This is a genomic window from Sodalis ligni (assembly GCF_016865525.2).
Lineage (GTDB): Bacteria > Pseudomonadota > Gammaproteobacteria > Enterobacterales > Enterobacteriaceae > Acerihabitans > Acerihabitans ligni.
Window position 1 is genome coordinate 4223732 of record NZ_CP075169.1, and the last position, 22642, is coordinate 4246373.

The following is a 22642-nucleotide window of genomic DNA, read 5'->3' on the forward strand; positions in this document are numbered from 1 at the left end:
TTTATTGGCGCCGGCGCGGTGCAATTGCCGCTTTGGGCTTTTGCTTTCTTGCCGGCAGGCCGTATTTTTCTGCCCACAAACGCGCATGCCTGAGCACGTCGTCATAGATGCGCCCTTTCCCGCTGCCCTGTGACATGCGCCGATAGAGGGCGATAGCTTCGTCTGCCCCCCCCCTGCGCAATTGCCGGGGTGTAGCCCTGCTTGACCAGGGCTTCGCGGACGTTCTTTTCGATAAAGGATTCCCAACTCATTGGATGGTTTCCTCGTATGGTTTTTGGTCAAAACTCGATTACAAACAATTTCCGAACAGGGCCGCGACGCTGGCCATTACCACGCTCCATCGCTCTTTTGGCGCCAGGCGGACGAGCGACTCTATGCCCTCCCGGATTTCTTTCTCAAGCTCGCGAACGGGCGCGCCCAGCAAAGATGCCCTGCTCGCTTCGGCGCATTCTTTCGTAGCCTCGGCGACGCGCACCAGGCGGTCATCCGGCTCAATGATGTCGGCGCGAAATTCAAGCGGGAGCACCTCGACAATGGCCGGCGTGAGCATGGCGACATAACGGCGGTACCGCGGGGAATCGCCGTCTATCCAGCGAAAGATTTTTTGGGCGTTGCGCTGGTGATTTTCATGGAACCGAATTTCCTCGCCTCCCTGCTCCCGCCAGGCGATGACAATCTCGGCCGCCACCGCTTCTTTGCTGCGCCACTTCGCCGCCCATGCACGAACAGCGCAGCGGATCTTTTCGTGCGTGACGCCGTGACTTTTGGTGATGGGTGTTGCAGTTTTCTGATTGCTGTAAATCAACCTTGTCAGGCGGTTGTCGTTATCATTCAATGGGCTGGCGCGCATAGCTATGACTCCTGTTGTTGTGGAACCCCGTCAGTAGAATTGGGGTAAAGGTCTGGGCGTAGCTCATGAGGAGTTACACCGGTTAAATGAAAAATCGGGAAGACGTGGTCTGATGGAATTACACCGTTGTAACGGTTCTTCCAGTGGCTTATTGCCATCGGTGAAAGTCCGAGTTTTTCGGCCAGCCGGCTGGCATTACCCGCTTTGCGTATGGCCTTATCTAATGCATTCATACTTCACTCCCATGGGTAGACATCGAGATTAAACAATATGTTTATATAAATGTCAACTTTATGAGATTTCTACGATGTAAACTTTTGGTTTAAACTCACGGCATGAAAGAAAATAATCACCAGACAGATCATCCGCAGATAAAGCGACTAAGCGAACTGATGGAGTTGAAGGGTATCTCTAAGGCTGAGATGGCCCGAATCGCTGGTGTCAGCCCGCAATCAGTCAACAATTGGTTCTCTCGAGGAACCGTTGGCAAAAGCTCAGTTCTGAAACTGTCTGATGCACTTGGTGTTTCTGTTGGCTGGCTGTTGGGTGAAGAGGTTGATGAAGAAAACGGCCTTAGGCCCCGCGAACTGAAAATGCTGGAACTCTTTCGCCAGCTACCTGACACTGAACAGGACCGCATGATCGATCTGTTCCAGCTCAGGTTAAAAGAACTGGATGAATATATGGAGAAATATCTGCGGGGACGGTATAAGCCGGTAGGCGATGAGTTATAGTCATCGAGACCAAGATACGGCTGGTGAAGATGGGGATAGCGGGATTTTTAGGAAATGACAAACAAAATTTAGGGTAATAAAATGAGCAAAGAGCTAAAATTAATGAAGAAATCAGATAATTTTATATCTGCTATTGTCGATTCAACGTTCACTATCCCAGCAAAAATGGGTGCCGAAACTTTCTGCACTATACATTTCGTCAAACACGTAATGGATCTCAACTTGGATGACAAAGGTGACTTTGTTGGTAATGTTTCTTTAAATAAAGAAATCATCGCCTCAATGACACTAACAAGGTCTCATGCGGAAGAATTATCTAGCATAATCACTGCCCAACTTGCCATCCTAGATGACGAAGTAGCAAAAGAGGCTCATAATGTACTCAATATATGGTCCTATTGGTAGCGCGGGAACGAAAAGTATTATTGTTCCATTCAACATTAACCTCTATGCTGGCAGTGATCATAGAGCATCTGTTACCTCGGCTCACTCTAACGCTCAGACTGACCATTCAGTCGTTGTTACCAAGCACACAGGGGCATCAATGGATATGTTTTTCGTTCCGCCCGAACGCACTTCTGCTCAATTCAACTTTGATCTTGTAAGGATGAAAGCCCACGTTGAAAGTGACAATTTACAAATTCCTGATAACATTCATTCTGTTGAAGAACTCGATGCTTGGTTGATGGGGCTTGATCTTGAATGATTGTCACGTTCGGCGTCTTGTTTGCAAAGGAACTACAAAATTTCCCACCCGAGGATAGGAAAAAATACTTATCTTTGTATCTCATGTTAGACATGTAGGAATGGTTAATCTCGAGGGAAGAAATAAATCCTCTGAAGATGTAAGTAAAAATGACTTTAATTTCGTTTCAAAAGTTAAATATGCACAAATGTATTGTTTGTGGCATTACCATATCGGTATAAAATTTTACGATAAAACAAATAGATATGGTGATAGAACATCAGAATATGTATTGCATTATAGGAAAATAACTTCAGAAGAAATGAAGATAGTCGATTTTCAGTGCATCCCCCTTTTCGACCACCAGGCGCTAGCTATTTAATCTAACCCACACACATAAGCCCGCCCTCGCGCGGGTTTTTTATGCCTTAAATCCTCCCCCCACTTCATCCAGCCTATCTGCCGCCAGAAAAAGCGACTCTTGTCTTTCCATGCAAATTTAAACTCATTATGTTGACATTATTATAAACATTGTGTTTAATAACTTTCAACGCAGTAACGAGTCATCCAGGCAGGACGCCCACGCAGTAGCTGCCGGCGGCACACGAACCACCGGATGAGATGGCAGACACAAACGCGCAGCAGGTCAAAACAATGTTCCGCCAGCCGGGCGACAACGGCCAGAGGGGAAAATGGCAAATTTTCTAATGCTCCATCAGTGCTGTGTCACTCATGACGACGATTCGCTGGGCGGATCCCATATTGAACTGGAATGCATTTTTGTTAATGCCGATCTCATTGAAACCATCACAACCGGGATCAATTCGAATCTTCAAATGGCGTCGGGGGAATGTTTGGAAGTGAAAGAGAAACCCGGCGAAATCATCGAACTAATCCATGGATCGCGGCCATGAGCAAACTCCGTTTTTTCGCATATTGCCCAGACGATGGTTTTGATGTCTTCGAAACGGCTAAACAGGCAAAAGCCGCCGCTGAGCAATGGATTGATTCTTATCGCGGAGATGCCGTCGACGGCTGGTCGGAAGAAGTCGATCAGGTCTGCTGGGGCGAGATTAGAGAAAAGGCCACTCAAGTTGGCCGCCGTCCAGCAACCGAGGAAGACGCTACCTCTTGCGATTACTTTTGCGACTACCAGCTTCAACGAGTGGGGAGAAGGTCATGAGCCGCAACGGCTGGCATTCCCTGTCCATTCTGATGCTCATCATGACAGTGGTTTATATCGCGCTGGGGATGATGGTCTGGTGGCTGAAATGAAGGGCAAAGCGGCCATGGCCGCCGCTGCGCGCAACAAAGCGGTTATCGCCCGGTTTTTGGGTGATGAAAAAATGTGGCGAGAAGCGCTGGTCAAATTAGGCCAGGCGATGCGGAGAGTTCAATGAATACGTTATTCGCACTGGTTATCAGCATTTGCAGTACGCATGGCGCCTGCACTGACGCTGTTGTCGATGTCTACCCGTCCGAGGCTGTTTGCCGGCAGGCGGCGTATGAGCAGCGCATTAATGGTGCCTGCTATCCGGTCGACGGCATTATGCATCAGATAGACGAGCAGCCGACCCAATAACGCAAAAACGCGCCGAAGCGCGTTCTTCCGCCGGTCAGCCGACCAAAGCTTTCCGGAATCGAGTTTTGACCAATAACCACACCCAAAGGCGCATTCACTGGCTAAGGGGATTCTACAACCTGTTGGAGGGAAATGCCACCATGCAGCCATACCAAACATTAACCCGGGAACGCCTCGCAGAGCTGCCGACCGGCGCAAAGCTGAAGCTGGGCACGTACGTTGTCGAATTCATTCGCCGCGGCGCCATGCAGTTCCCGGACGGCCACGAAGAAACGTTCGTGGAGTACATCGACAGCCGGGGAATCGCCGGCAGCTTTGAAGAAAGCATTTTCCTGCAGTCCGCTACTGAGCACCTCGACGCCGTACGCTGCGCAAACTGCAACGCGCTGCGGGCGAAAGCGGATTGCATCACTCGCGTGATCGCGTTTTATCGCGATATCCGTTATGTCCAATTTTGCGCTGACAGCGATTGCGCAAAAAGCTATTTCGCTCGCCATCCCGGACAGGTCCCCACGCCGCGCCGGAGGATTTCATGAACAGCGATGTCATGGTGCTGATCGCCCTGCTCTGCCTGCGCAACAGCGTGACGCCACGGGAACTGGATGAGCTGGCGCACCAGCTCGCCGCATTCGATGCAATCAACGATGCCCGAACCGGGAGGGAATATGTTGCGTGTAATTGACACAGAAACGACCAGCCTTGAAGGCGGCGTGGTGGAAATTGCCAGCGTCGATATCGTAAATGGCGTCATCTGTAACCCGATGAGCGACCTGGTTAAGCCGCCTGAACCGATTTCGTTCGAGGCCATGGCCATTCACCATATCACCGAGGATATGGTAGAGAACGCCCCGCTAATCAGCGATGTCATCGACCGGTACCTGGGCGCCGACGCGTACGTTGCTCACAATGCAAAATTTGACCGTTCTAAACTGCCGCAAATCGATGCGCCCTGGATTTGCACCCAGAAGCTGGCCCGCAAGCTTTTCCCGGCCCACGCCAGCCATAGCAATCAGTACCTGCGATACAGCTTGGGCCTCAAGCCGGCGGTACCGGAAGGCCTGTATGCCCACCGCGCGCTCTATGACTGCTACGTCACGGCCGAACTGCTGATTTATATGGGCAGCCTGGCGAAGTGGACCATGCGCCAGATGCGCGAAATCTCCAACGCGCCATCCCTGCTGCATACCCTGCGGTTCGGCAAGCACAAGGGGAAGTCCTTCGACGAGATTGCCGTTATCGATCCGCAGTATCTGCGCTGGTTGCTGGGCTCCAGCGATCTAGACGAAGACCTGCAGTTCACCATTCGCCATTGGCTGGGGGCGTGATATGGGTACTCCCGTTTTAATCCTGGGTGATTCCGGCGCCGGCAAAAGCTACAGCCTGCGCAATTTCAAACCGGATGAAGTGATCTTGCTGCAGTGCATACCCAAGATTTTGCCGTTCCGCGCCACCGGCTGGCACCTGCACGGAAAGCTGTTGCCGGATGGCACAAAGCAGCGCGGTAACGTTCTGCGTATGGATGACTGGGAACAGGTCCAGGACACCATCAACCGGATGGTGCTTTCGAAGACACGCCAGGTCCTGATCATTGATGATTTCCAGACCGTCATGCAGCACGAAAATATGATGCGCGCTTACCAGACCGGATACGGGAAATTCACCGAAATGGCCGATCACATATGGCGAATCATCATGGCGGCTACGCAGCTGCCGGACGGATACCGGGTCTATTTCCTCGCCCACACAGAGGAGACGGAAGGAAAGATCCGAATGAAAACGACCGGAAAAATGCTAAATGAAAAATTAACACCCGAGGGCTATTTCTCTATCGTCCTGCGCGCCATCAAGAAAGACGGTAAGCACGTCTTTTTAATCAAGGGCGATGACAACGACACCGCCAAAGCACCGCCCGACCTGTTCCCGGGCATGACCGAAATCGACAACGATCTGAAAGCGGTCGATGTCGCCATCACTGAATTTATGACTGAACTGTGAGGAAACCATGAATCAACCTATGAGCTTTGCTTGGAACCCCGAAGGCGCCGAAATGGCGAAGAAGGCCGGCGCCGCCAGTGGCATCAGCGAAACTGGCGCCTACGAAGGCACCATAACTTCCGCCATATATACGTTTGGCAAAGACGGAAGCCAATCGCAGGCGCTGGAATTGAGCTTCGACTCAAACGGTGCCAAGGCTAATTATCTGCGCATAAATTTTGTGGGTAAGGATGGTCAACCGACTTTTGGGATGGGGCTGATTTACGCGCTGATGTGGGTCGTTCAGGTTAAAAACCTGCAACCCGTCCAAGTGCAGGGTGAGCAAGGTACTGAATGGACCTGCCCCAACATCATCGGTAAAAAGGCCGGTCTCTTCCTTCAGAAAACCCTCTACACCAAAAATGACGGTGCCGACGGCTACCGGTTTGAGATCCGTAACGTCTTCCAGCCCGGTACACGTCGCACGTACGCGGAACACTCCGAGAATGCGCCGGCGGAAGATATCGCCGCTCTCGAGGCTTCAATGAAAGACCGAGACGAACGGCTGAAAACTCCGCAGCACTCAGGCCCCCGCGGCAACGTTCAGGGCAATCCCTATGCTGCACAAAATGGAGTCCCGCAGTCGCGACTGCAGCAGGCCGCAAATCAGCACACGGCGGCCGCCGGGCAGATGTCTGAGTTCGACGACGATATTCCCTTTTAACTTATTGATTTTAAAGTATTTAAATTGAATAAATCGAGTATTGACCAATAAACATAGGAACACCAAATGCCTACATATTCATTTCTCATCAAGGGCCGGGCTAAATCTGAAAAGAAAAGCCTGTTCTGCTGGTTCGAAAGCAAATCTGATTCCCGCGCCGAGCGGGAAATTATGAATATCTTGGAAGATGCCGACATTGCCACCGGCCGCGGTGCTGATTATCAGTTGCCGGTCCGTATTGATTTTCCGGTTTTCGATGACCTCCCAGTTGAGTATTCACTCGATGAAACGTGGTTCGATCGATACGACTTAGCTGAGGACGGTCGCACCTGCCGTAAAATTATGGTAATGCCGGCGGCACCAGCGGTATCGGCAGTACCCACGGTTAACGACGCGCCTTCTGTACCGGAGGTGCCGGCATTCGCTCAAAACATGGCAGTGCCGCAGGATGAATCCAGCGCGCCGGCCGCCAGCCGCCATATTGTCACGATCACCGCACAAGATGCGACTTTTGTTCAGCGCGTGCTCGGCGCGTGGCTCTACGGGGCGTTCACTGAAATACACACCGATCAGTGTGTGGCTATTACCAGCCTGCAGCACGACATGGAAGCCACATATCCGCAAAATGTTTTGTTGGCGTTAAAAAACATCCCTCAATTGCTGCACTGTTTCCCTGAGACAATTTTCGATCTGGTAGATGCCATAAAAACAGTCTGGCCAGCAAGCGATAAATCGCCAGAGCTCGCCCATCTATTGTCGTTCGCTACTGAATGGGTAAACTCGCACAATAACGCTCATGAACTAAATACGGGGAAAGTGCCCACTCGCGACGATATCACCGCGCGCTGGATTGAAAAGCAAAAAACCACAGCACCTGTAACGCCTGCGTATCCTGCCGCGCCGGTGCCCGCAGCGCCCAAACTGGACCGGCCAGCCGGGTTCCCGTTCACGCTCGACTCGCTGGATATTGAGATCGCCTGCGCCCTGTTGCCGATGGATTTTGATATCCACGAAATTCCGGGGCCGATTGCGCGCCGCGCTAAAGAAATGGTAGCCAATCGCGAGGAACCGTGGCGGCAATGGAGCCAGAAATTGCGCAAAGTCGATGGCATTCTCGATCACTCGAGAGAAACTATTTTCTCGCTGATCCGCGACGCTGTTCCAGACGTTCATCTAATGCCTGGATCTCATCAGGCATGGATTGATTACCGATTAAGTACAGAGTCCGCCATCAACGAAGTCAGCAATAGCGTGAATACCTTGCTGGATAGCCCTGTTTTCACCACCGACGGGCCGGCTGCACAGCCGGAGGTCAAAAACCTGGGCGACGGTAAATTTTCCGTTGACGGTTTGGCAGAGCCAGAACGCGAAGGCCCCTTCTATCTGAAAAACCCGAGCACCGGGAAATGCCGCCAGATTTATAACCAGGTCAATCTGCGCACCCTACTTGCAATGGGCTATATCGAGATCACTTTTGAGGAATACCTCGATGTGTCGTTTACCGGTGAGGTAGAAGAGATTGAGAGCGCCCCTAATGCGGAGAACACCGGCAATGTGCAGATGGAAAAGACGGATAGTCCTGAAGGCGAAAATGGCTTTCAATTGCCGGCTGGCGAAAGTAATGATGCGCAGCAGGAAGTGCCGGCCCTCCCCCTGATCGCGCTGGACAATCTTGAGCACCGGATCGCCCTGGTTGAAAAGAAACTGGCGTACCTGGGCAATATCGGCATCGAGTTTCAGCACATCGAGCTGGAGTCGTTCGAATGAAATTAATCATCCGTGACACCAAGTCACCTCTCGCCCGGCGCGCATGCCGGGCGGCGCTGGCCGAACACCACGACAAGTTCGGCAATTACGGTCTGCAGAAGGTCCATACGGAATATCGCGTGGAGGTGGACGGCATGATCATCACCGTCGAGGTTGTTAATCGCTATGCCAGCTACGTGGCCACCGCGCGGAATGGATTCCGCCGGCTGCGCAACCTGCCGGGCCAGGCATTCATGGGGGCGTTATGAGAAAAACTTTAACTCCAGAAGAAATTGAAAAATTACGCACTGGTGCAAAATGGGATTGCACTTTTGGACGAGTGACGATGACCAAATTACTCGACCACATCGACTCCCTGGATAACGCAGACAAAATCCAAGTGAGGGCCATCGATAATTTGAAGGCGAAAATTGATGGCCTAGAGGTTGAACTCGCACACCGAAATACGCCGTCGGGTGACCCTGTGGGGTACTTTGCATATAGCGAAGATGGCGGCTATGAGGAATTCGCTACTCAAGAAGAGGCTATAGCGTGCGCCAAAGGCGATATCGATACCGCTCGCGGGGATTCTTGCGATGGCTGGCCTGACAGCGTTAACTCCATTGTCTGGGGTGTCGTCATGCAGCGCGCCACGCAAACCGGGCTGCGTGAAAAAGACGATAACGATAATGTGGCGACTTATATTACTGAGGTTTGTGATTATGATCTGCTCCCGGCCATCACTTCGACCCCGCAGCCGATTAACGCAACGCACGACCTGAACGTGCATGAAAAAATGCGGCTGATTGAATTCGCTGAGAAATATATTCAGCGGCAAAGCACAATAATGTCAAAACTGCCGACAGACATCTGCCAGGAAAAATTGATCGGCATTGCCCTGGAGGCACTGAATGCGCCGCCAGCACCAGCCACCGGCATTAACGCAAACCACAGCGACCCCGATTTATCGCCCGGTGATTATTCCGTAAATATCAGCACCAAGGGCGGCGCGGTGATCATAAATGGAGCGCCTGTAGCATCTGTCTTGCTGGATACCGCCAAGATTCTCGATACCCCATTCCTTGAAGGTGATTCGATTTATTGGCAATTGGTGACCGGATTGGTCGACCAAGAAAATGAGCAAAGAGAGATATTCGCCGCTGAAATAGTTAGGGCCATTATCAATGCCGCTGGTATGCAACCGGTTAGCGCGGTGCCCGTTGTTTTCACCCCAATTCTCACTGAACTCGAACGCGCCATGCGTAAATTCCCCACATGGCCGACTGATCCCATCCATGCAAGCAAAATTCTTGATGAGGAAGTTGGAGAGCTGAGCAAGGCGGTTTTGCAGGCTACTTATGAGCCGCACAAATCCGGACCTGCAGAAGTTAGGGCCGAGGCGATTCAGGCTGCAGCAATGGCTATTCGGTTTATCGCCAGCCTGCATAAGTACCAATATGTCCCATCGGCGCAGCATGAACAGCCGGCATTAGCCAACGGCGATAAGGCGGTGGACCATGTGTAAGCAAAAGCTGATTGGGCAGTGTCAAGGTGTTATCGCTTTCTTTGAAGCGCATGTTGCATTGAGTACAGAACAACAATTCTTACTTGATGTAACTCGCGTCGCCCTCGCCTCGCTGACGGCTGAGTCCTATACATATCTCGGCGCGAACGTAGCTGAGCGTTTGGAAAGCATGGCTGATGATCAGCGCCCTGGTTCGGAGGCTCAAAGAGATTTGCGAGCAGCTGCGACAGCCTGGCGCAAGCATATTGATAGCCAGGGCATTCGCCCCGTCGAATGGGGTGCGCCAAAAACCGTCCGCCAATTAATTCAGCAATTGCAAACTCTGGATCCTGACCTGGAACCGGTCGCGCTGTTGCGCATGCCGGCAGATTTCCGAGACGGACATGCCTATCGGCAGATCCCGATTTTGATTTCGTTTGAAAAAGTGGACGGACCGTGGCTGGCCCCATACAAGGGTGATGGCCGAAAAGTTTTGGCGTTCTGGTCCAAACCCGATCCGCGCGATGTTGGCGAACAGGGTGAGTTACTCACTACACCGCCCACAGCAAGCCGGGTGCCGGATCGCTTGCTGCTGAATAATATGGCCTACATTGCGGCTTACAGTATTCAGGAAATGGATCATTGGAAGCGGGATCGCCTCCTCTCCTGGGCTGACGCCATTATTGAACGTGCCAAACACACTTGTGCCACGGCGCCAGCAGCAAGCCGGATTCCGGATGATTTAAGCGAAGGTGCAAGGCAGTTTATTTTTGACTGGTTGGATGGCTGTGCTGATGCGTGCAGGGAAAATGATCCTGACGTAGGGATATTTCCTAACTATGAAGTGGCTGACGAAATTGATGCATTCCGCTCACAGATGGAGGGCTAGACCAATGTCTGAAACCAATATTGAACGCATCCAGCCAGTAAAGCCGCAGCGTGATGCGTGCGGGTGGTGGACTCACCCAGACTTTCCCGAACCAGCGGATGGCAATGAATATCCCCTGCCTGGTGAGTTCGAAGCATGGTTAGAGGCAAATGGTGTCGAATGCTCCGCCCGGCTGATGGACGAGGAGGTTGAACCGGGTAGCCCTGAGTCCCTGGCGTGGGAAAACTTGGACTGTGATTGCGCCGCCTGGAGCCCACAATCGCCGGAGGGCGAAGGCTGGTTCCTTGTGTCTATCCACGACACCGAAGACGGGCCGTGCGCTGTCTGGCTGCGCCGTAAGGACGGTGACGCATGATTAAGCGCCCATCATTGAAAAAACTCCAAGCCGAATGCGATCGCTTCAATGCAGCGGTGCCGGTAGGCAGCAAGGTTCTCGTTCAGCTCGACAATCACGATGAACCCATGGAAACGACGACGCGATCGGCTGCTGAAGTGCTGAGTGGCCATTCCGCTGTCGTGTGGCTCGATGGTGTGCGCGGTTGTTATTTGCTGTCACGCATTAAGCCGGTTGCCAGCAGCGCGGAGGTCAGTTCATGAAAGAGAACAAAGACGATTTGGTTATAAACATTGCGAACGGGGATTCGCTGTTTGAGAGGGGTGTTAGACCAGGGTGGTTCATTAAAACCTGGGGCTGTTCGATCTGGTTTGAAGTGCAAAATGTCTGGGACAACATGGCAGTCGCTGCGAGTCGAGATCCACACGACAAAACGGACATTTACATGAGTGGACGCTTGATGAACAGCATCGTTCAAGCCAGCAAAATTCCGACTAATTGCGAGTGGATACGTTTGAATCGAGAGAAGGGTTTTTTCGACAAATTCCACCCAACCGATGGTCCAGTCATCAAATTTACCAGCGCGGAGGGTGAATGATGGCGAAATCTCTTAAAAAGCCACGTGTTCAATTCGCCTGGCGCGAATGCCGCGTTGAGTTGGTGGCTAAGGCCAAACGCGCGGATGGCGCAATCCTGCCAGAGGGATTGCAAGGTGTCGTCGTCGGCTCCGGCCGAGGGTTTACGGTGCAGTTTGATGCCTGTCCCCATTGCGGCGTGTCACTGCAGATGTCGCACGTCCGCCCTGAAGGCCTGAATATCCTGGCGATGCCAGAGGCAGAACCGGCGCCAATGGTTTGCACCTGCATCAAATGCGGCTGCACGGATGACCATGCCTGCGTCGATGAAAATGGCGTTGCATGCCATTGGGTGAAAGTAGACCGTGCCGCCGGCACCGGCATCTGTTCGCAGTGCGCGCCCGAATGGGTAGAAAAATTGGCGGAGGACATATAGCCATGGCTAAAAATATTCACATCGGTTTATCACCGCTTACCGGGACTATTTTTGCTGGTACAGCAAAACCCATGAAGGGCGGCCCGGCCGGCGCCATGCAGTTTACTGGTGAGAAGGTCGATGTTACCGATCTCGCTCTCGGCGCTGTAGCGCAAAAACTCGCCATGGAGGGCGGGGTAGCCAGTTTTACCATGGTGGATGGCCGTACCTTGCAACTGCGAGCTGAGTACATAGCGAAACCAGCCGCGCCCATTGTGCGCCGCTGCCCGCGCTGCGGCTCATCGCTGGTAACAACCGAACGGCGCCCAAACGGCAATTCAACATGCGACCAGGGCCATATATTCCCGACGGCAAGCGCGAATGGTGGTAGCCATGGCAAAAACTAAAACGCATACGGGCGTTGTGGTGCGCAGCACTGGCAAATACCAGGTGAAATTGAGCATGACCCCCACGACCTGGGCGGTTTCCTCTCACGAATATTATTACCGGGAAACCGGAATTCGCGGTGGAGGGATGGGTGGCCGGGCCCGGTTATTGCTCGACAGCATTAAGCAAATTTCTAAAGGCTGATTTCACAAAATCAATATTGCGCCGGCGACATTAGCCGCCGGTAGCGAGGTGATGCATGACTGAACAAACCGATGAACTATTGCCAGGCTCATTGATCGATATGAAATTCATCACTCGCGATTCAGGGATGACATTTCAGTGGTTTTATCGCATGATTAAGAAAAATGAATTCCCTGCCCCAATTAAGCTTGGCCGATCCTCCAAATGGTATTATGGCGAATATTCGCAATGGAAATCTGACCGGGCTAAAAGATCTCGCAATGCGCCATGAAATTTCAATCGGGGTACATTTGGGGTATCCTCGAAAACCAATCCTCTCTGAATCCCCGTTATAACAGCATTTCTACGGATAAATATGATGTCTGTCGGGGACACCACTGATAGCTCAACTGGCATCTACCCACATCAACTTTTACCCTTCAACCACCCGCTACACCTGAAAACGAACTCATCCCCGGCCAATCATCTAACTCTTCCCGCCTCATATCGTTGATCACATACGTAACCATTCCCCAGCAGACCCCTATACTTCAGTTATACGTTTTACAAAGACGACACCATGTGCCGCCGATCCGCTCAATTTGAAACACGCGAGGAATACCTCGAATTCCTGAACGCAGGCGTTGAAGTCGCTGGCGCACTGGATGGAGATCCTATCGGCAGGTACAACGTCGCGCCAGGCACTCGCGTTCTGCTGCTGAACCAGCGCTAAGACAAGCTGTATCTGGATACCGTTACATTGATGTTGATTCCATGCAATAGCTTATAATATTGTCTAGATTGCCCATTGAGCAAAGACGAAATTAAGAGCCCCGCGCAGGGTCCTTAATTTATATTATTCACCTGAAGACGATGCATTTTTGCTATAGTTGTAGAAGTTTTAATCAAATCATATGCAGTATCTGCATATACACTATTCACAACAAATTTACTAAATTAATTTGATCCTCATAAGAAGCGTCAGAATAATATTCTCCAACATTATTGACTGACGCCATCATTCATCTTTGCAATGATTTAATTTCATCTTTCATTAAATTTATAAGTCATTTTAATCTCCATTATGAAGTTATTGCTGTTGAACCGACTGTACCAGAGCTTAACCATTGCGTACCATCCCAAACAATACCGATAATTCCACTTGCAGTAGGCAATAGATAATTCACAACATCTCCTTTATGGGGTAGATAAAAGTTGATAAATTTGCCACTTTATTATAATCAGTGGAAGGATTTCCCACAATCCAACCATTGTTTTAATATTGATTGGTCCTTTACATGCACCCCAACTTACCATTGGTGCAGTAGTTGAGTCAGAACGATTGTTATTAATATCGCATATTTCTAATAATGCCGAAATTAAACGAAGACCAAATGTAGTTGCATTATTGTTAATAACATTATGTGTAATGCTACCAAACCGACTTGGATTATTAAAGCATGCTATAAAATTATAATGAGCAGTTAACCCTGCGGCAGCAATATCTTGATTTCTATAAACAACATTATATGATATTTCAAAATTTTGTAAAGAATTCATATAAATAGGATGACCCCTCCCACCATAAATGAATCCGGTAATGCTGCCCATGTATTCCCATTTAATTGCGCATGAAGTTGGCCGCCTAAAGTGACTGACCCAACATTGTGAAATACATTAGAATTAAATGTTATGCTTTTAATTTGACCATTGAAGTTAATTGTAAAGGGACCAGAATATTGATTATTATCAACGTTCCATAGGTTACCACCACTATCATTGGTGCCGAGTTGCATTGCTGTAGTGCCAAGATTTATGAACGTATTATTAGTCATTCTCAACACATCAGTATTAGTAATTCTTATATGTCCAGTAGTATTAACCATATCGGCATTAAATGTTATTGTATTACCAACAAATTCAGTCAAATAAATTGTATTTGTTGTTAATTGATCACATAGAGTTGCTTGATCAAACAGATTAAATCTACAATTGGTTATTCTATTATGTCCTTTAGAATTTACAATAGCATGGGCATGCCTACATGTAATTGTTGCTCCATCCATAATAAATATTGAATTTGGATAATTACCACTAAAAGAACCATTAGCAACGGTAGAATCTTGAAAATAATAACCTCCTTGTGGATTTATTTTATAAGAACATTCAGCTTTATCAAAATTCCACCTTGTACGAACATATTTGACGCATTTATTAATGGCAAATAACAATTAGTAGACATACAATTCAACACTTTAACACTTGTAGTATTTTCACTTTTATACCTAGAACGTATCCAGACACAGACACATTTTCAAATGTAACATATTGGGTTGTATCAGCATCTTTTAATAACAGGCCAGAAGGATCAGTTACAGTAGTTATTCCAGGGGTACTTTGGAATTAGTATTTACTCCCATTGGATATTCTGCATAACATCCTATATATCCTACTAAAGTTCCATTAATAACAGCTCCTGTTTCAGGAGAAACAATAGAAGGATCACAGATATACACTTTCGTATTTATAAATTGTGAATTTTGCACTTTACCATTAGCACATCCCCACATGAAACAACCACTGCCAAATGAATCGGATTTTAATGTATTAGTAAGACGATTAATTAATTCATTAGCCGCAACATCTTTAACCAATACATTATCAACATAGGGGCCATTACAATTTCGGAAACGTAATGCATTTCCCCAACAATTTTGAAATGTACAATTACGTACAATAGGGTAAAACTCCCCATATATCTAACATAGTAGTGCCACAACTATAAGGGGTTGGGTGAGGCCCAACACCCATTGTTGCATAAGTATTACCGCCTTTATTAGCCTGATTTGAATAATCAAAGGTAAACCCTCAATAATGAATGAAGGAAATAATCACCTCGTCCATAACCTGTGGGATCAGCACCAAAAATAGTAAGGCGGTCTCACTTGAATAGTTAGTGGTTGTAATATCTATCGGTATTGGATCTACATTTTCCCAAATTATTTTACATCCATAACCTGTAATTGTAAATGAAGGACCATTCATTGCTGTAGTAGCATATCTCATTGTTCCTAAATTAACAGTCCCTTTCGGAAAAATAAGGGTTCCACCGTTTGTTATAATATAATCAAAAGCGGCTTTTACATATATCCCCTATCTACCCCATCACCGGTGACTCCAAACCATGTTGCATTTACTGCTGATTTTACTGCCCTCCTCCAGATATAATCATCGTTTACCCTAAAATAGTACCTCCGTCGTCATCCGATGTTGCGTCGGCCGTATAAATAAGTTCTCCACCACCACATTCCAGTCCGGGAAAATAGGATGCAAGAGATATTCTGGTACCCGATGTCGATGTTGTTACTCTTAAAGTTGCAACACTGTCTACCTGGCCAATAAAAGATAACCCTGTAGTTGATGCTAAATTAAGTGCCAATGCTGCGGAGTCATTAACAACCCAAGCCCCGGAGCGATAGATTTTATAAACGTTATCCGTTGTGCTGAAAACTCATCTCCTTCGATTGCCGCTGCGGGGTCCGTTGCGCTTGGAGCCAAATTATGCACTATTCTGGCTTCATCTGCCGTAAATCGCTCCTCTACCGTGCCGATGCTGGTATTGACTAACGTTCCCCGCTAGATGATGACAGTTCCGTTGACAACGCGCCAATAGCAGCTGTTAATTCTTCTTGAGTAACGAGATCACTGTATTCTTCAGATGTCGGGATCACACCGGTGACTGATATCGATGTTGGCATAACCTACCTCCAAATGGTGCTGTCAATGAAGGCAAAGCCTCCAACTGGAAGAAGCTTTGCTTTGCGGTCATATACGAACTACTGTATATAATTACAGGCTATGCCACCGGGTAGGATTTGTGAAGCAATAAAACTACATTTAAACACAACGCATTGAGAAATTGAGAAATTTAGCCGTTTCGGTATGATGAGATCCTTTCCATTAGGTTCCATTTGCTGCGAACGTTTGGGCCATACCCTGGCCTTTTTAACCCTCTCGCTAAGACATACTCTGATTTTCTCCCATCTCAATCACTTTATCCTTCAATGAGAATATCGTTAAATTTCCGAATGATTACCGAGTAAGGAAAAATCATGCCAGGTATTCCTTTGCTAGATATCAATAATCTGTCAGATGTAAGCGATGCCGCCACGGCGCGGGAGAATTTGGATGTGTATGACAAGGATGAAGTTGACAATCCCTCTTGGAGCGGGCGGGAAAGCGGTTCGATAACGGACGATACGACAGAGCAGCTTGGACTAAAGCTTCCCGCCATAAGCAATTCATTAAGTACTGATGTGGGAAGATTGCGGGATGCGTTAGGAGGTATTGATATATTTGCCACTTCAGTTATAAAATTAATGGACCTGTTTATTTATCCTGACGCTTATTATCAAACAGCGGATGGCGATGATTGGCAACCAGCACTTACAAGAGCGAATGCCTATGCTGTCGAGAATAACCGAGTGCTTATCCTCCTGAGAAAATATCAGGTTCTCAGCACATGGAATCTGACTAGCGGTACAAATATATATACTACTGATGGTGGCGGATTATTTACGCTTCCAGATACTCCTATAACGCCCTGAAATCATCTAATACAACGAATATAACTATTACAGGTTTGAATGTAGATGGAAGTGTAAGTGCAGCCATTACGACAAAAAATTCTACACGCGCTATAAGATTTATTAACGTTGAAGGGTTATACTTGAAAGAATGTCGTGCAGGAAACTCTACTGATTGATGTCTCTATTGAAACATGTATGACCGTCAGAATATACGATACCACAATTTATGGAGGTGGTAGAGGATTACCAGGGGACGCGACGGAATTCATATTTTGGACGGAACAGATGTAGTAGTTGATCGTGCAGATATTGATTCCGGCCACGATTGTGTTGGTATCACCTCTGAATACCTTGGGACAAAAACATAACAATTCGTCATATCGTTGGTAAATCTGATTTTGCTTCTGTTGTCATTTATAATGAGGAAGCGCCTGGAGGAACGTATGCATCCATGCCTTGCAGCAATCTCGATATTAGCGACGTAAAGACTACCAATGACACCATCGCTAGGGATGTTATCAGAGTCATTAAGTATGGTACAAACTCAGTTATTAATAATATTATTATAAGTAAGGTGAGGGTTATGCTTTTAGTCATGCATTATATGTTTCAGGCGTGACAAAACTAAGGCTTCATGATATTCAGGTCCATAGCACTCAAGTACATGGTATTTATATTTCTAATTGCCAAGATGTTGAAGGAGAAGCAGAGGGTCATCTGATGTATCAAATACAACCTACCAAGGAGTGAGCATATTTAATTGCAGCCGCGTATATGCTAAATATATAAGCAGCAATTCGAATGGGTTCGGTCTGCAACTGAATGGAGTAACAAGGTCTGTAATAAAACCATTTTGTCTCAATTGCGGCGCTGGTTTGTTTTCCTCGAATACTGGCGGAGGTGCCAGGGTCGTAAACTGCACCGATGTCATCCTATCGCGAGAAATGAACTAAAGGTCAGTTTACTGAAAATAATTGGGTAGAATCTACCTTTGAAGCAAAACCATTTTCGGCAAATATAGTCAATATCAAAATGAGAGTTTTAAAGCCATAATTATCTATTCAGTTTTAAAAGAGGGCTCCAGGATTGCAAAGATTAAGATTTGGTTAAAATTTCATCAATTTTTTGTACATCATACAAATCTCAGCTATCTTTAACGAGCCGGAACCCGTGCAGCAACGGCGTTGAGGCTTGGCCAACATCGAGCCTGACCCTGTTGACAGAAGTTCGGCAATAAAGAACCCCTTTGACCCTCCCAACTATAGCCACTGAGTCTGGATGACCTTTGTTACAGCCTGTATTCGCTTTCCGGTTACAACGATAAAATGCCGATAAAGGCGGATTATCAACCGGTTATACATTCGCTTCTGACTAAAGGTTCTTGATATGACCAAGACTCTGATGATTGTCTTTATGGGCCAAACGCTTCTAGCTTGTAGCGCCGTGGGGCAATACCACGTTGACAAACAGGCCGAGCAAAAAGCAGATTTACACTTCATTGGCATCCCGCTTCTGGCCGGCGCAGTGGGTTCAAGTTTCCCGATAACGGAAAATTACAGTCTGACAGCGGGTCATGTCGCCAGGATAATGATGTTAGAGGTTAAAGCCTACAATCCTCTGTGCGACGTGGCGCTGATCTATCAGGACAATCATGGCAAGTCCATTCCCCAATTGGCCCCAGCCACTACGGGAGAGCATGTCAAAATGTATGGCTATAACGCATATACCACCGAGCCCACTTCGTCCTCCGGCGCTATAGCCGCGTTTGGCTGGTGGGCCAAGCCAAAACAGAGCTGCTACGTTGCTCTCAGTAGCGCGGGCGGCATACAGGGTATGAGCGGTGGTCCGGTTTATACGGATGATGGCAAGGTGTCAACATCGTGAAGTGGTGGCCCCTTTTCAACGTTTCCGTTGTCCACTGTTTATCGTTTTAACGTCCGCTCATTATCGCGTCATCTGACGCACTCTTTGCCGATAACATTCCTGCCTTGCGTTTATCTTTCAGCCGGTAACTTTGCCCCTTTATATTGACCGTGGTTGAGTGGTGCAGTAAGCGGTCCAGGATCGCCGATGCCAGCACGTTATCGCCGAACACTTCTCCCCAGTCCACGAAGCTTTTATTCGAGGTCAGTATGATGCTCGCTTTTTCATAACGCCGATTCAGTAGCCGGAAGAACAGGCTCGCCTCTTCCCGCGTCATCGGCAGATAGCCGATTTCATCCAGGATCAACACCCGGCTATAGCTTAACAGTTGGATCTGCCTCTCCAGGCGGTTTTCTTGTTTGGCCTTGAGCAGCGTTGCCATCAGTTTATCCAGCGGCGTGAACAGCACCCGGTGACCGCCATCCGCTGCTTTGACGCCCAGGGCCACCGCCAGATGGGTTTTCCCACCCCGGCGGACCCAGCAAGATAACATTTTCATTGCGCTCCACGAACGCCAGTCCCGCCAACTCGCGGATCACTTTGCGATCTATTCCCGGCTGGAAGGTGAAGTCGAACTGCTCCAGCGTTTTATCCAGGGTAACCGGGCCTGCTTGAGCCGTGATTCCAGGCCCCGGCTACGGCGCCCGTTCCATTCCTGTGACAAGGCGCGGATCAAGAACTCCCGGTAGTTCAGTTCTTCTTTCGTGGCCTGCTCCAGCAGGTTTTCCACCGCGCCGCTCAGATGGTCCATTTTCAGCCGGGTCAGTAGGTTTTCCAGTTCGTTCATCACTGTAGTCCCTCATAGGCATCCAGCGGTCGTTGCTCTACCTGGCAGGTCCGCTGCCACAGCGCCTGGTGATGTTCCGGCACCGTCTGCCATCCGGCGGTGGCCGGTGACAACGGATGGCGGGCGATAAGCTCGTCATTGCCGTAGACGCGTAACTCGTCGTCCAGGGTAATGCGTACCGTAACCTGGCGCCCGCACCAGGCTTCGGGCAGGCTGTAGCGGTTGCCCCGCACGTCGATGTAGCCATCCCAGGCCGCTTGGCGGATATCGTGATAACTCGTATCGAACGGACCGGCGGGCAACGGTTGCAGGGCGGTTTTTTCCGCCTCGAACCGTTCTGCCGGTGTCTGATGGAACTGGCGCAGGTCGCGTTGATCGGCCTCTTGCGCCAGCCACTGGGTCAGGAGCTGATTGACGTGCGCAAAACTGTCGAACCGGCGATAGTGAACGAAGAAGTTGTGTTTCACATAACCCACCATGCGCTCCACTTTCCCTTTGGTCCTGGGCCGGTGAGGCCGGCAGGCGCGGGGGATAAAGCCGTAGTGCTTCGCCAGCGACTGGAAGCCGGCGTTGAAGATAACCTCGCCGGTATTATCGTGTTTGAGCACCGCCGCCTTCTGGTTATCAACCAGCACGGTTTTCACGCAGCCGCCGAAGTAACCGAACGCCTGCACCAGCGATTCGTAAGTGTGCTCCGCATCCTGGCAGGGCGCGGCGAAGACATGAAAGCGGCGCGAGTAGCCCAGCGTATTGACGGCGAAGTTGATTTTACATGGCAGGCCCGCCACTTCTGCTTCCACTTCACCCCAGTCGTGCTGCAACTGATAACCGGGCTGCGTTTCGAAGCGGACGGTTTCACGACCATGCCGGAGTCGGCGTTTGGGCTGGATATATTCCCGCAGCACGGTGGTCCCGCCACCATAGCCTTGCGCCTTGATTTCCTGGAAAATCACTTGCGCGTTCCAGACATGTTCACTCAGGCGCATATCGATAAAAGCCATGTAAGGTTCAAGTTTGCTCATACGCCGTCGTGAAGACGTCCGGCGAGGACGTTCAGGCTCGGACAGGTGCCGCCTGACCGTGCGTTCTGAGCAGCCAATCTGACGGGCAATGTCGATAATATAAGCGCCATGAATGCGCATTTGTTTTATCATTAGGTGGTCCTCTCTGCTTAACATGGCGCTTCCTCTTTCGGTGTCGGAACCTTAAAGAAAGACCATGTTGGGTGGAGTGGACAACTTTTCCGATGAATTACGACCTTATATCAGCGATGCCGACAAAGGTGGTGGGAATATTTACCGCAACGCATCCTCAAAGGAATCAAACCATATTTGTTCCTTATCAGGAGATTGCCCGCTGGGTCAGCTTGGAAACACGTAGCTGATTCAGATGACTATCCAGGGTCTATTTGGGCCGACCATGACCCATTTTTTTTAAGCCGGCTAAACATCCCTTATTGATTGTCAGGGAGCTGCCGTCTCAGGTCTGGCACCAATTTTGGATTAACGTCCATACCGCAGTCGCCGCCGGGGAGAGCGAACGATTGCGCCGGCGCGCCAGCTGCAGGCGCCGGTTCTCCAATGGCCACAGCTGACGTGTAGCCAGGCCGGACCCTTCAAGGGATGACAAAGCCAGTTGTGGGATGACCGAAACCCCGATACCAGACTGCAAAATACGAAATATTGTTGTTACATGTCCCAGTTCCTGAATGACTCGGGGAGTGACGCCATGACGAATCAACGCATTATCGATCAAGGGCCGGCTACCGGAGGCATAATCCAGTAACACCAGCTCCTGATTCTGCAAGTCACTCCAATTTACCTGTTTCTGACGCGCAATCTCGTGGGTCTCAGGCAGCACTAGACAAAAGGGTTCCTCCATGAATGTCTCGGTGTAAAGATCTGAGGGCACGGAAGGCTCGATAATCACACCAAAATCAACTTCGCCATTCACCACCATCTGTAAAGTCTGTTGCTGCACCTGATCATGTATTATCAAATTGATTTGTGGATAATTTTCCACAACCTGCGTAATGCAGTCAGGCATAATTCCTGCTGAAATAGTCGGGCTGGTGGCCACATGCACCAGTCCACGGTGCCGCTCGCTCCGGAGCTGGGCATTAGACAGCGTGTTGGCGAGTTCACCCATTAAATGGCGAAGCTCTTCCGCCAGATCGGCCCCCTCTTTCGTCAACAGAACCTCCCGGGTGGTACGATCAAATAATCGGATCCCCAGCTCATTTTCCAGCTCACCGATACTGTGGCTCATGGCTGATTGCGTCAAAGAAAGCATGTTGCCCGCACGGCTGAAGCCATGATGATCGGCAACCGCTAAAAAAATACGTAACTGCCTTAAAGATATATTTGAGATATTCATGATTTAAAATCATCGATAGAGTAAAAAAAAACATTTCCCCATTCGGTTTCCATGGGTCTTAATAAACACCAGAAACAGGATGAAGAGCCTTGGTGTTTCGATACTAATTAAATAATCATTAAAATTATTAGAAACACCTCTCAAATTTATTTAATAAAACGCAAAAGAAGAAAGAAATGATGAATAAAACAGTGACGGGCGCCCATAGTAACAGATGGATTCCATTTTGTTATTAATGCGCTACAGTTGAATAACATTCAAAACCGGAAATTTAAAATATTGCGGTTATATCAAACCATTCTGATTCGCTATGTAAACGGGTCAATAAATATCGAGGGATTTGCAGAATCCTGTGTTTCATTCAGTAGAGCTGAGCACAGTTTCC

32 protein-coding genes and 1 pseudogene are annotated in these 22642 nt (G+C 49.0%); 24 read left to right on the top strand and 9 right to left on the bottom strand.

The window, feature by feature from the left end:
- Nucleotides 1-101: 101 nt before the first annotated feature.
- Genes GTU79_RS19665 through GTU79_RS19675 form a run of 3 tightly spaced genes read right to left on the bottom strand, consistent with a single transcriptional unit; the run spans nucleotide 102 to nucleotide 1083 of the window.
- Nucleotides 102-251 (bottom strand): hypothetical protein, encoded by a 150-nt coding sequence (locus tag GTU79_RS19665; protein WP_214513294.1) that lies wholly within the window; start codon nucleotides 249-251, stop codon nucleotides 102-104.
- Nucleotides 252-289: 38 nt separating this feature from the next.
- Nucleotides 290-850 (bottom strand): toxin YdaT family protein, encoded by a 561-nt coding sequence (locus tag GTU79_RS19670; protein ID WP_203523574.1) that lies wholly within the window; start codon nucleotides 848-850, stop codon nucleotides 290-292.
- Between the two features lie 2 nt (nucleotides 851-852).
- The gene (locus tag GTU79_RS19675) at nucleotides 853-1083 is read right to left on the bottom strand and encodes a transcriptional regulator (RefSeq protein ID WP_203523575.1); all 231 of its coding nucleotides are present in this window, start codon (nucleotides 1081-1083) and stop codon (nucleotides 853-855) included.
- A 102-nt stretch (nucleotides 1084-1185) separates the two neighbouring features.
- Between GTU79_RS19675 and GTU79_RS19680 the strand changes: the two genes are divergently transcribed.
- The 22 genes from GTU79_RS19680 to GTU79_RS19785 all read left to right on the top strand — a co-directional run bounded on the left by GTU79_RS19680 (nucleotide 1186) and on the right by GTU79_RS19785 (nucleotide 12874).
- Nucleotides 1186-1584 (top strand): helix-turn-helix domain-containing protein, encoded by a 399-nt coding sequence (locus tag GTU79_RS19680; RefSeq protein WP_203523576.1) that lies wholly within the window; start codon nucleotides 1186-1188, stop codon nucleotides 1582-1584.
- Between the two features lie 81 nt (nucleotides 1585-1665).
- Nucleotides 1666-1989, top strand: coding sequence for a hypothetical protein (locus GTU79_RS19685; RefSeq protein WP_214513295.1), 324 nt, complete (start codon nucleotides 1666-1668; stop codon nucleotides 1987-1989).
- The gene (locus tag GTU79_RS19690; protein ID WP_203523578.1) at nucleotides 1961-2290 is read left to right on the top strand and encodes a hypothetical protein; all 330 of its coding nucleotides are present in this window, start codon (nucleotides 1961-1963) and stop codon (nucleotides 2288-2290) included. The genes GTU79_RS19685 and GTU79_RS19690 overlap by 29 nt, the downstream gene beginning before the upstream one ends.
- 889 nt (nucleotides 2291-3179) lie before the next feature.
- Nucleotides 3180-3452, top strand: a complete 273-nt coding sequence (locus GTU79_RS19695) for a hypothetical protein (protein ID WP_203523580.1) — start codon at nucleotides 3180-3182, stop codon at nucleotides 3450-3452.
- A gap of 88 nt (nucleotides 3453-3540) precedes the next feature.
- On the top strand, nucleotides 3541-3669 hold the full coding sequence (kil, locus tag GTU79_RS19700; protein WP_253073376.1) for a host cell division inhibitory peptide Kil: 129 nt from the start codon (nucleotides 3541-3543) through the stop codon (nucleotides 3667-3669).
- Complete coding sequence (locus GTU79_RS19705) at nucleotides 3666-3851, top strand: DUF1482 family protein (RefSeq protein WP_203523581.1); 186 nt, start codon at nucleotides 3666-3668, stop codon at nucleotides 3849-3851. Before kil ends, GTU79_RS19705 begins: the two co-directional genes overlap by 4 nt.
- Nucleotides 3852-3916: 65 nt before the next feature.
- Nucleotides 3917-4387, top strand: a complete 471-nt coding sequence (locus tag GTU79_RS19710) for a hypothetical protein (protein WP_253073377.1) — start codon at nucleotides 3917-3919, stop codon at nucleotides 4385-4387.
- Entirely contained in the window at nucleotides 4384-4533 is a 150-nt protein-coding gene (locus tag GTU79_RS19715; RefSeq protein ID WP_203523582.1) for a hypothetical protein, read from the top strand. The genes GTU79_RS19710 and GTU79_RS19715 overlap by 4 nt, the downstream gene beginning before the upstream one ends.
- Nucleotides 4517-5176 carry an exodeoxyribonuclease X gene (gene exoX / locus GTU79_RS19720; RefSeq protein WP_203523583.1) on the top strand — a complete coding sequence of 220 codons (660 nt, stop codon included), beginning with the start codon at nucleotides 4517-4519 and terminating at the stop codon, nucleotides 5174-5176. Before GTU79_RS19715 ends, exoX begins: the two co-directional genes overlap by 17 nt.
- 1 nt (nucleotide 5177) lies before the next feature.
- Nucleotides 5178-5846: a P-loop NTPase family protein gene (locus GTU79_RS19725; protein WP_203523584.1), complete on the top strand. Its 669-nt coding sequence runs from the start codon at nucleotides 5178-5180 to the stop codon at nucleotides 5844-5846.
- A 7-nt stretch (nucleotides 5847-5853) separates the two neighbouring features.
- Entirely contained in the window at nucleotides 5854-6549 is a 696-nt protein-coding gene (locus GTU79_RS19730) for a hypothetical protein (RefSeq protein ID WP_203523585.1), read from the top strand.
- A 66-nt stretch (nucleotides 6550-6615) separates the two neighbouring features.
- A complete protein-coding gene (locus GTU79_RS19735; protein WP_203523586.1) occupies nucleotides 6616-8316 on the top strand; it encodes an exonuclease family protein in 1701 nt (566 codons plus the stop codon).
- Nucleotides 8313-8564, top strand: coding sequence for a DUF4060 family protein (locus GTU79_RS19740; RefSeq protein ID WP_203523587.1), 252 nt, complete (start codon nucleotides 8313-8315; stop codon nucleotides 8562-8564). Before GTU79_RS19735 ends, GTU79_RS19740 begins: the two co-directional genes overlap by 4 nt.
- A complete protein-coding gene (locus GTU79_RS19745) occupies nucleotides 8561-9820 on the top strand; it encodes a hypothetical protein (RefSeq protein ID WP_214513296.1) in 1260 nt (419 codons plus the stop codon). Before GTU79_RS19740 ends, GTU79_RS19745 begins: the two co-directional genes overlap by 4 nt.
- Nucleotides 9813-10688 (top strand): hypothetical protein, encoded by an 876-nt coding sequence (locus GTU79_RS19750; protein ID WP_203523589.1) that lies wholly within the window; start codon nucleotides 9813-9815, stop codon nucleotides 10686-10688. Before GTU79_RS19745 ends, GTU79_RS19750 begins: the two co-directional genes overlap by 8 nt.
- A gap of 4 nt (nucleotides 10689-10692) precedes the next feature.
- Nucleotides 10693-11043, top strand: a complete 351-nt coding sequence (locus GTU79_RS19755) for a hypothetical protein (protein ID WP_203523590.1) — start codon at nucleotides 10693-10695, stop codon at nucleotides 11041-11043.
- The gene (locus GTU79_RS19760; protein ID WP_203523591.1) at nucleotides 11040-11285 is read left to right on the top strand and encodes a hypothetical protein; all 246 of its coding nucleotides are present in this window, start codon (nucleotides 11040-11042) and stop codon (nucleotides 11283-11285) included. The genes GTU79_RS19755 and GTU79_RS19760 overlap by 4 nt, the downstream gene beginning before the upstream one ends.
- Entirely contained in the window at nucleotides 11282-11620 is a 339-nt protein-coding gene (locus GTU79_RS19765; protein WP_203523592.1) for a hypothetical protein, read from the top strand. Before GTU79_RS19760 ends, GTU79_RS19765 begins: the two co-directional genes overlap by 4 nt.
- The gene (locus tag GTU79_RS19770) at nucleotides 11617-12033 is read left to right on the top strand and encodes a hypothetical protein (protein ID WP_203523593.1); all 417 of its coding nucleotides are present in this window, start codon (nucleotides 11617-11619) and stop codon (nucleotides 12031-12033) included. The genes GTU79_RS19765 and GTU79_RS19770 overlap by 4 nt, the downstream gene beginning before the upstream one ends.
- A gap of 2 nt (nucleotides 12034-12035) precedes the next feature.
- Nucleotides 12036-12419 carry a DUF7446 family protein gene (locus GTU79_RS19775; protein ID WP_203523594.1) on the top strand — a complete coding sequence of 128 codons (384 nt, stop codon included), beginning with the start codon at nucleotides 12036-12038 and terminating at the stop codon, nucleotides 12417-12419.
- Entirely contained in the window at nucleotides 12406-12603 is a 198-nt protein-coding gene (locus GTU79_RS19780; protein ID WP_203523595.1) for a hypothetical protein, read from the top strand. Before GTU79_RS19775 ends, GTU79_RS19780 begins: the two co-directional genes overlap by 14 nt.
- Nucleotides 12604-12658: 55 nt before the next feature.
- Nucleotides 12659-12874, top strand: a complete 216-nt coding sequence (locus GTU79_RS19785; protein WP_203523596.1) for a helix-turn-helix transcriptional regulator — start codon at nucleotides 12659-12661, stop codon at nucleotides 12872-12874.
- A gap of 905 nt (nucleotides 12875-13779) precedes the next feature.
- Here the strand turns inward: GTU79_RS19785 and GTU79_RS19790 are convergent.
- The 3 genes from GTU79_RS19790 to GTU79_RS19800 all read right to left on the bottom strand — a co-directional run bounded on the left by GTU79_RS19790 (nucleotide 13780) and on the right by GTU79_RS19800 (nucleotide 15236).
- Nucleotides 13780-14142 (bottom strand): hypothetical protein, encoded by a 363-nt coding sequence (locus GTU79_RS19790; protein WP_214513297.1) that lies wholly within the window; start codon nucleotides 14140-14142, stop codon nucleotides 13780-13782.
- The gene (locus GTU79_RS19795; protein WP_214513298.1) at nucleotides 14139-14813 is read right to left on the bottom strand and encodes a hypothetical protein; all 675 of its coding nucleotides are present in this window, start codon (nucleotides 14811-14813) and stop codon (nucleotides 14139-14141) included. Before GTU79_RS19795 ends, GTU79_RS19790 begins: the two co-directional genes overlap by 4 nt.
- A gap of 150 nt (nucleotides 14814-14963) precedes the next feature.
- A complete protein-coding gene (locus GTU79_RS19800) occupies nucleotides 14964-15236 on the bottom strand; it encodes a hypothetical protein (protein WP_214513299.1) in 273 nt (90 codons plus the stop codon).
- A gap of 1458 nt (nucleotides 15237-16694) precedes the next feature.
- On the opposite strand from GTU79_RS19800, the gene GTU79_RS19805 reads away from it, so the two are divergent.
- Both GTU79_RS19805 and GTU79_RS19810 read left to right on the top strand, forming a co-directional pair.
- A complete protein-coding gene (locus tag GTU79_RS19805; protein WP_203523601.1) occupies nucleotides 16695-17189 on the top strand; it encodes a hypothetical protein in 495 nt (164 codons plus the stop codon).
- Between the two features lie 1368 nt (nucleotides 17190-18557).
- Nucleotides 18558-19055, top strand: a complete 498-nt coding sequence (locus GTU79_RS19810; protein ID WP_203523602.1) for a trypsin-like peptidase domain-containing protein — start codon at nucleotides 18558-18560, stop codon at nucleotides 19053-19055.
- Nucleotides 19056-19101: 46 nt separating this feature from the next.
- Here GTU79_RS19810 and istB read toward each other — a convergent pair.
- The 3 genes and pseudogenes from istB to GTU79_RS19825 form a co-directional block, all read right to left on the bottom strand.
- A pseudogene (gene istB / locus GTU79_RS19815) lies at nucleotides 19102-19881 on the bottom strand (IS21-like element helper ATPase IstB).
- Nucleotides 19881-21059 (bottom strand): IS21 family transposase, encoded by a 1179-nt coding sequence (istA, locus tag GTU79_RS19820; RefSeq protein ID WP_203524015.1) that lies wholly within the window; start codon nucleotides 21057-21059, stop codon nucleotides 19881-19883. Before istA ends, istB begins: the two are co-directional and overlap by 1 nt.
- Nucleotides 21060-21360: 301 nt before the next feature.
- Nucleotides 21361-22257, bottom strand: coding sequence for a LysR family transcriptional regulator (locus GTU79_RS19825; RefSeq protein ID WP_214513300.1), 897 nt, complete (start codon nucleotides 22255-22257; stop codon nucleotides 21361-21363).
- Nucleotides 22258-22642 lie beyond the last annotated feature (385 nt).

Bases quoted from the DNA above. Each gene is read 5' to 3' on its own strand.
- GTU79_RS19670 (WP_203523574.1), bottom strand. From the start codon at position 850: ATGCGCGCCAGCCCATTGAATGATAACGACAACCGCCTGACAAGGTTG.
- GTU79_RS19735 (WP_203523586.1), top strand. From the start codon at position 6,616: ATGCCTACATATTCATTTCTCATCAAGGGCCGGGCTAAATCTGAAAAG.
- GTU79_RS19780 (WP_203523595.1), top strand. From the start codon at position 12,406: ATGGCAAAAACTAAAACGCATACGGGCGTTGTGGTGCGCAGCACTGGC.
- GTU79_RS19725 (WP_203523584.1), top strand. From the start codon at position 5,178: ATGGGTACTCCCGTTTTAATCCTGGGTGATTCCGGCGCCGGCAAAAGC.
- GTU79_RS19765 (WP_203523592.1), top strand. From the start codon at position 11,282: ATGAAAGAGAACAAAGACGATTTGGTTATAAACATTGCGAACGGGGAT.
- GTU79_RS19690 (WP_203523578.1), top strand. From the start codon at position 1,961: ATGTACTCAATATATGGTCCTATTGGTAGCGCGGGAACGAAAAGTATT.
- GTU79_RS19740 (WP_203523587.1), top strand. From the start codon at position 8,313: ATGAAATTAATCATCCGTGACACCAAGTCACCTCTCGCCCGGCGCGCA.
- GTU79_RS19715 (WP_203523582.1), top strand. From the start codon at position 4,384: ATGAACAGCGATGTCATGGTGCTGATCGCCCTGCTCTGCCTGCGCAAC.
- istA (WP_203524015.1), bottom strand. From the start codon at position 21,059: ATGTTAAGCAGAGAGGACCACCTAATGATAAAACAAATGCGCATTCAT.
- GTU79_RS19680 (WP_203523576.1), top strand. From the start codon at position 1,186: ATGAAAGAAAATAATCACCAGACAGATCATCCGCAGATAAAGCGACTA.
- exoX (WP_203523583.1), top strand. From the start codon at position 4,517: ATGTTGCGTGTAATTGACACAGAAACGACCAGCCTTGAAGGCGGCGTG.
- GTU79_RS19805 (WP_203523601.1), top strand. From the start codon at position 16,695: ATGCCAGGTATTCCTTTGCTAGATATCAATAATCTGTCAGATGTAAGC.
- GTU79_RS19755 (WP_203523590.1), top strand. From the start codon at position 10,693: ATGTCTGAAACCAATATTGAACGCATCCAGCCAGTAAAGCCGCAGCGT.
- GTU79_RS19810 (WP_203523602.1), top strand. From the start codon at position 18,558: ATGACCAAGACTCTGATGATTGTCTTTATGGGCCAAACGCTTCTAGCT.
- GTU79_RS19695 (WP_203523580.1), top strand. From the start codon at position 3,180: ATGAGCAAACTCCGTTTTTTCGCATATTGCCCAGACGATGGTTTTGAT.
- GTU79_RS19790 (WP_214513297.1), bottom strand. From the start codon at position 14,142: ATGAATTCTTTACAAAATTTTGAAATATCATATAATGTTGTTTATAGA.
- GTU79_RS19825 (WP_214513300.1), bottom strand. From the start codon at position 22,257: ATGAATATCTCAAATATATCTTTAAGGCAGTTACGTATTTTTTTAGCG.
- kil (WP_253073376.1), top strand. From the start codon at position 3,541: ATGAAGGGCAAAGCGGCCATGGCCGCCGCTGCGCGCAACAAAGCGGTT.
- GTU79_RS19730 (WP_203523585.1), top strand. From the start codon at position 5,854: ATGAATCAACCTATGAGCTTTGCTTGGAACCCCGAAGGCGCCGAAATG.
- GTU79_RS19760 (WP_203523591.1), top strand. From the start codon at position 11,040: ATGATTAAGCGCCCATCATTGAAAAAACTCCAAGCCGAATGCGATCGC.
- GTU79_RS19675 (WP_203523575.1), bottom strand. From the start codon at position 1,083: ATGAATGCATTAGATAAGGCCATACGCAAAGCGGGTAATGCCAGCCGG.
- GTU79_RS19705 (WP_203523581.1), top strand. From the start codon at position 3,666: ATGAATACGTTATTCGCACTGGTTATCAGCATTTGCAGTACGCATGGC.
- GTU79_RS19745 (WP_214513296.1), top strand. From the start codon at position 8,561: ATGAGAAAAACTTTAACTCCAGAAGAAATTGAAAAATTACGCACTGGT.
- GTU79_RS19770 (WP_203523593.1), top strand. From the start codon at position 11,617: ATGATGGCGAAATCTCTTAAAAAGCCACGTGTTCAATTCGCCTGGCGC.
- GTU79_RS19665 (WP_214513294.1), bottom strand. From the start codon at position 251: ATGAGTTGGGAATCCTTTATCGAAAAGAACGTCCGCGAAGCCCTGGTC.
- GTU79_RS19785 (WP_203523596.1), top strand. From the start codon at position 12,659: ATGACTGAACAAACCGATGAACTATTGCCAGGCTCATTGATCGATATG.
- GTU79_RS19775 (WP_203523594.1), top strand. From the start codon at position 12,036: ATGGCTAAAAATATTCACATCGGTTTATCACCGCTTACCGGGACTATT.
- GTU79_RS19750 (WP_203523589.1), top strand. From the start codon at position 9,813: ATGTGTAAGCAAAAGCTGATTGGGCAGTGTCAAGGTGTTATCGCTTTC.
- GTU79_RS19685 (WP_214513295.1), top strand. From the start codon at position 1,666: ATGAGCAAAGAGCTAAAATTAATGAAGAAATCAGATAATTTTATATCT.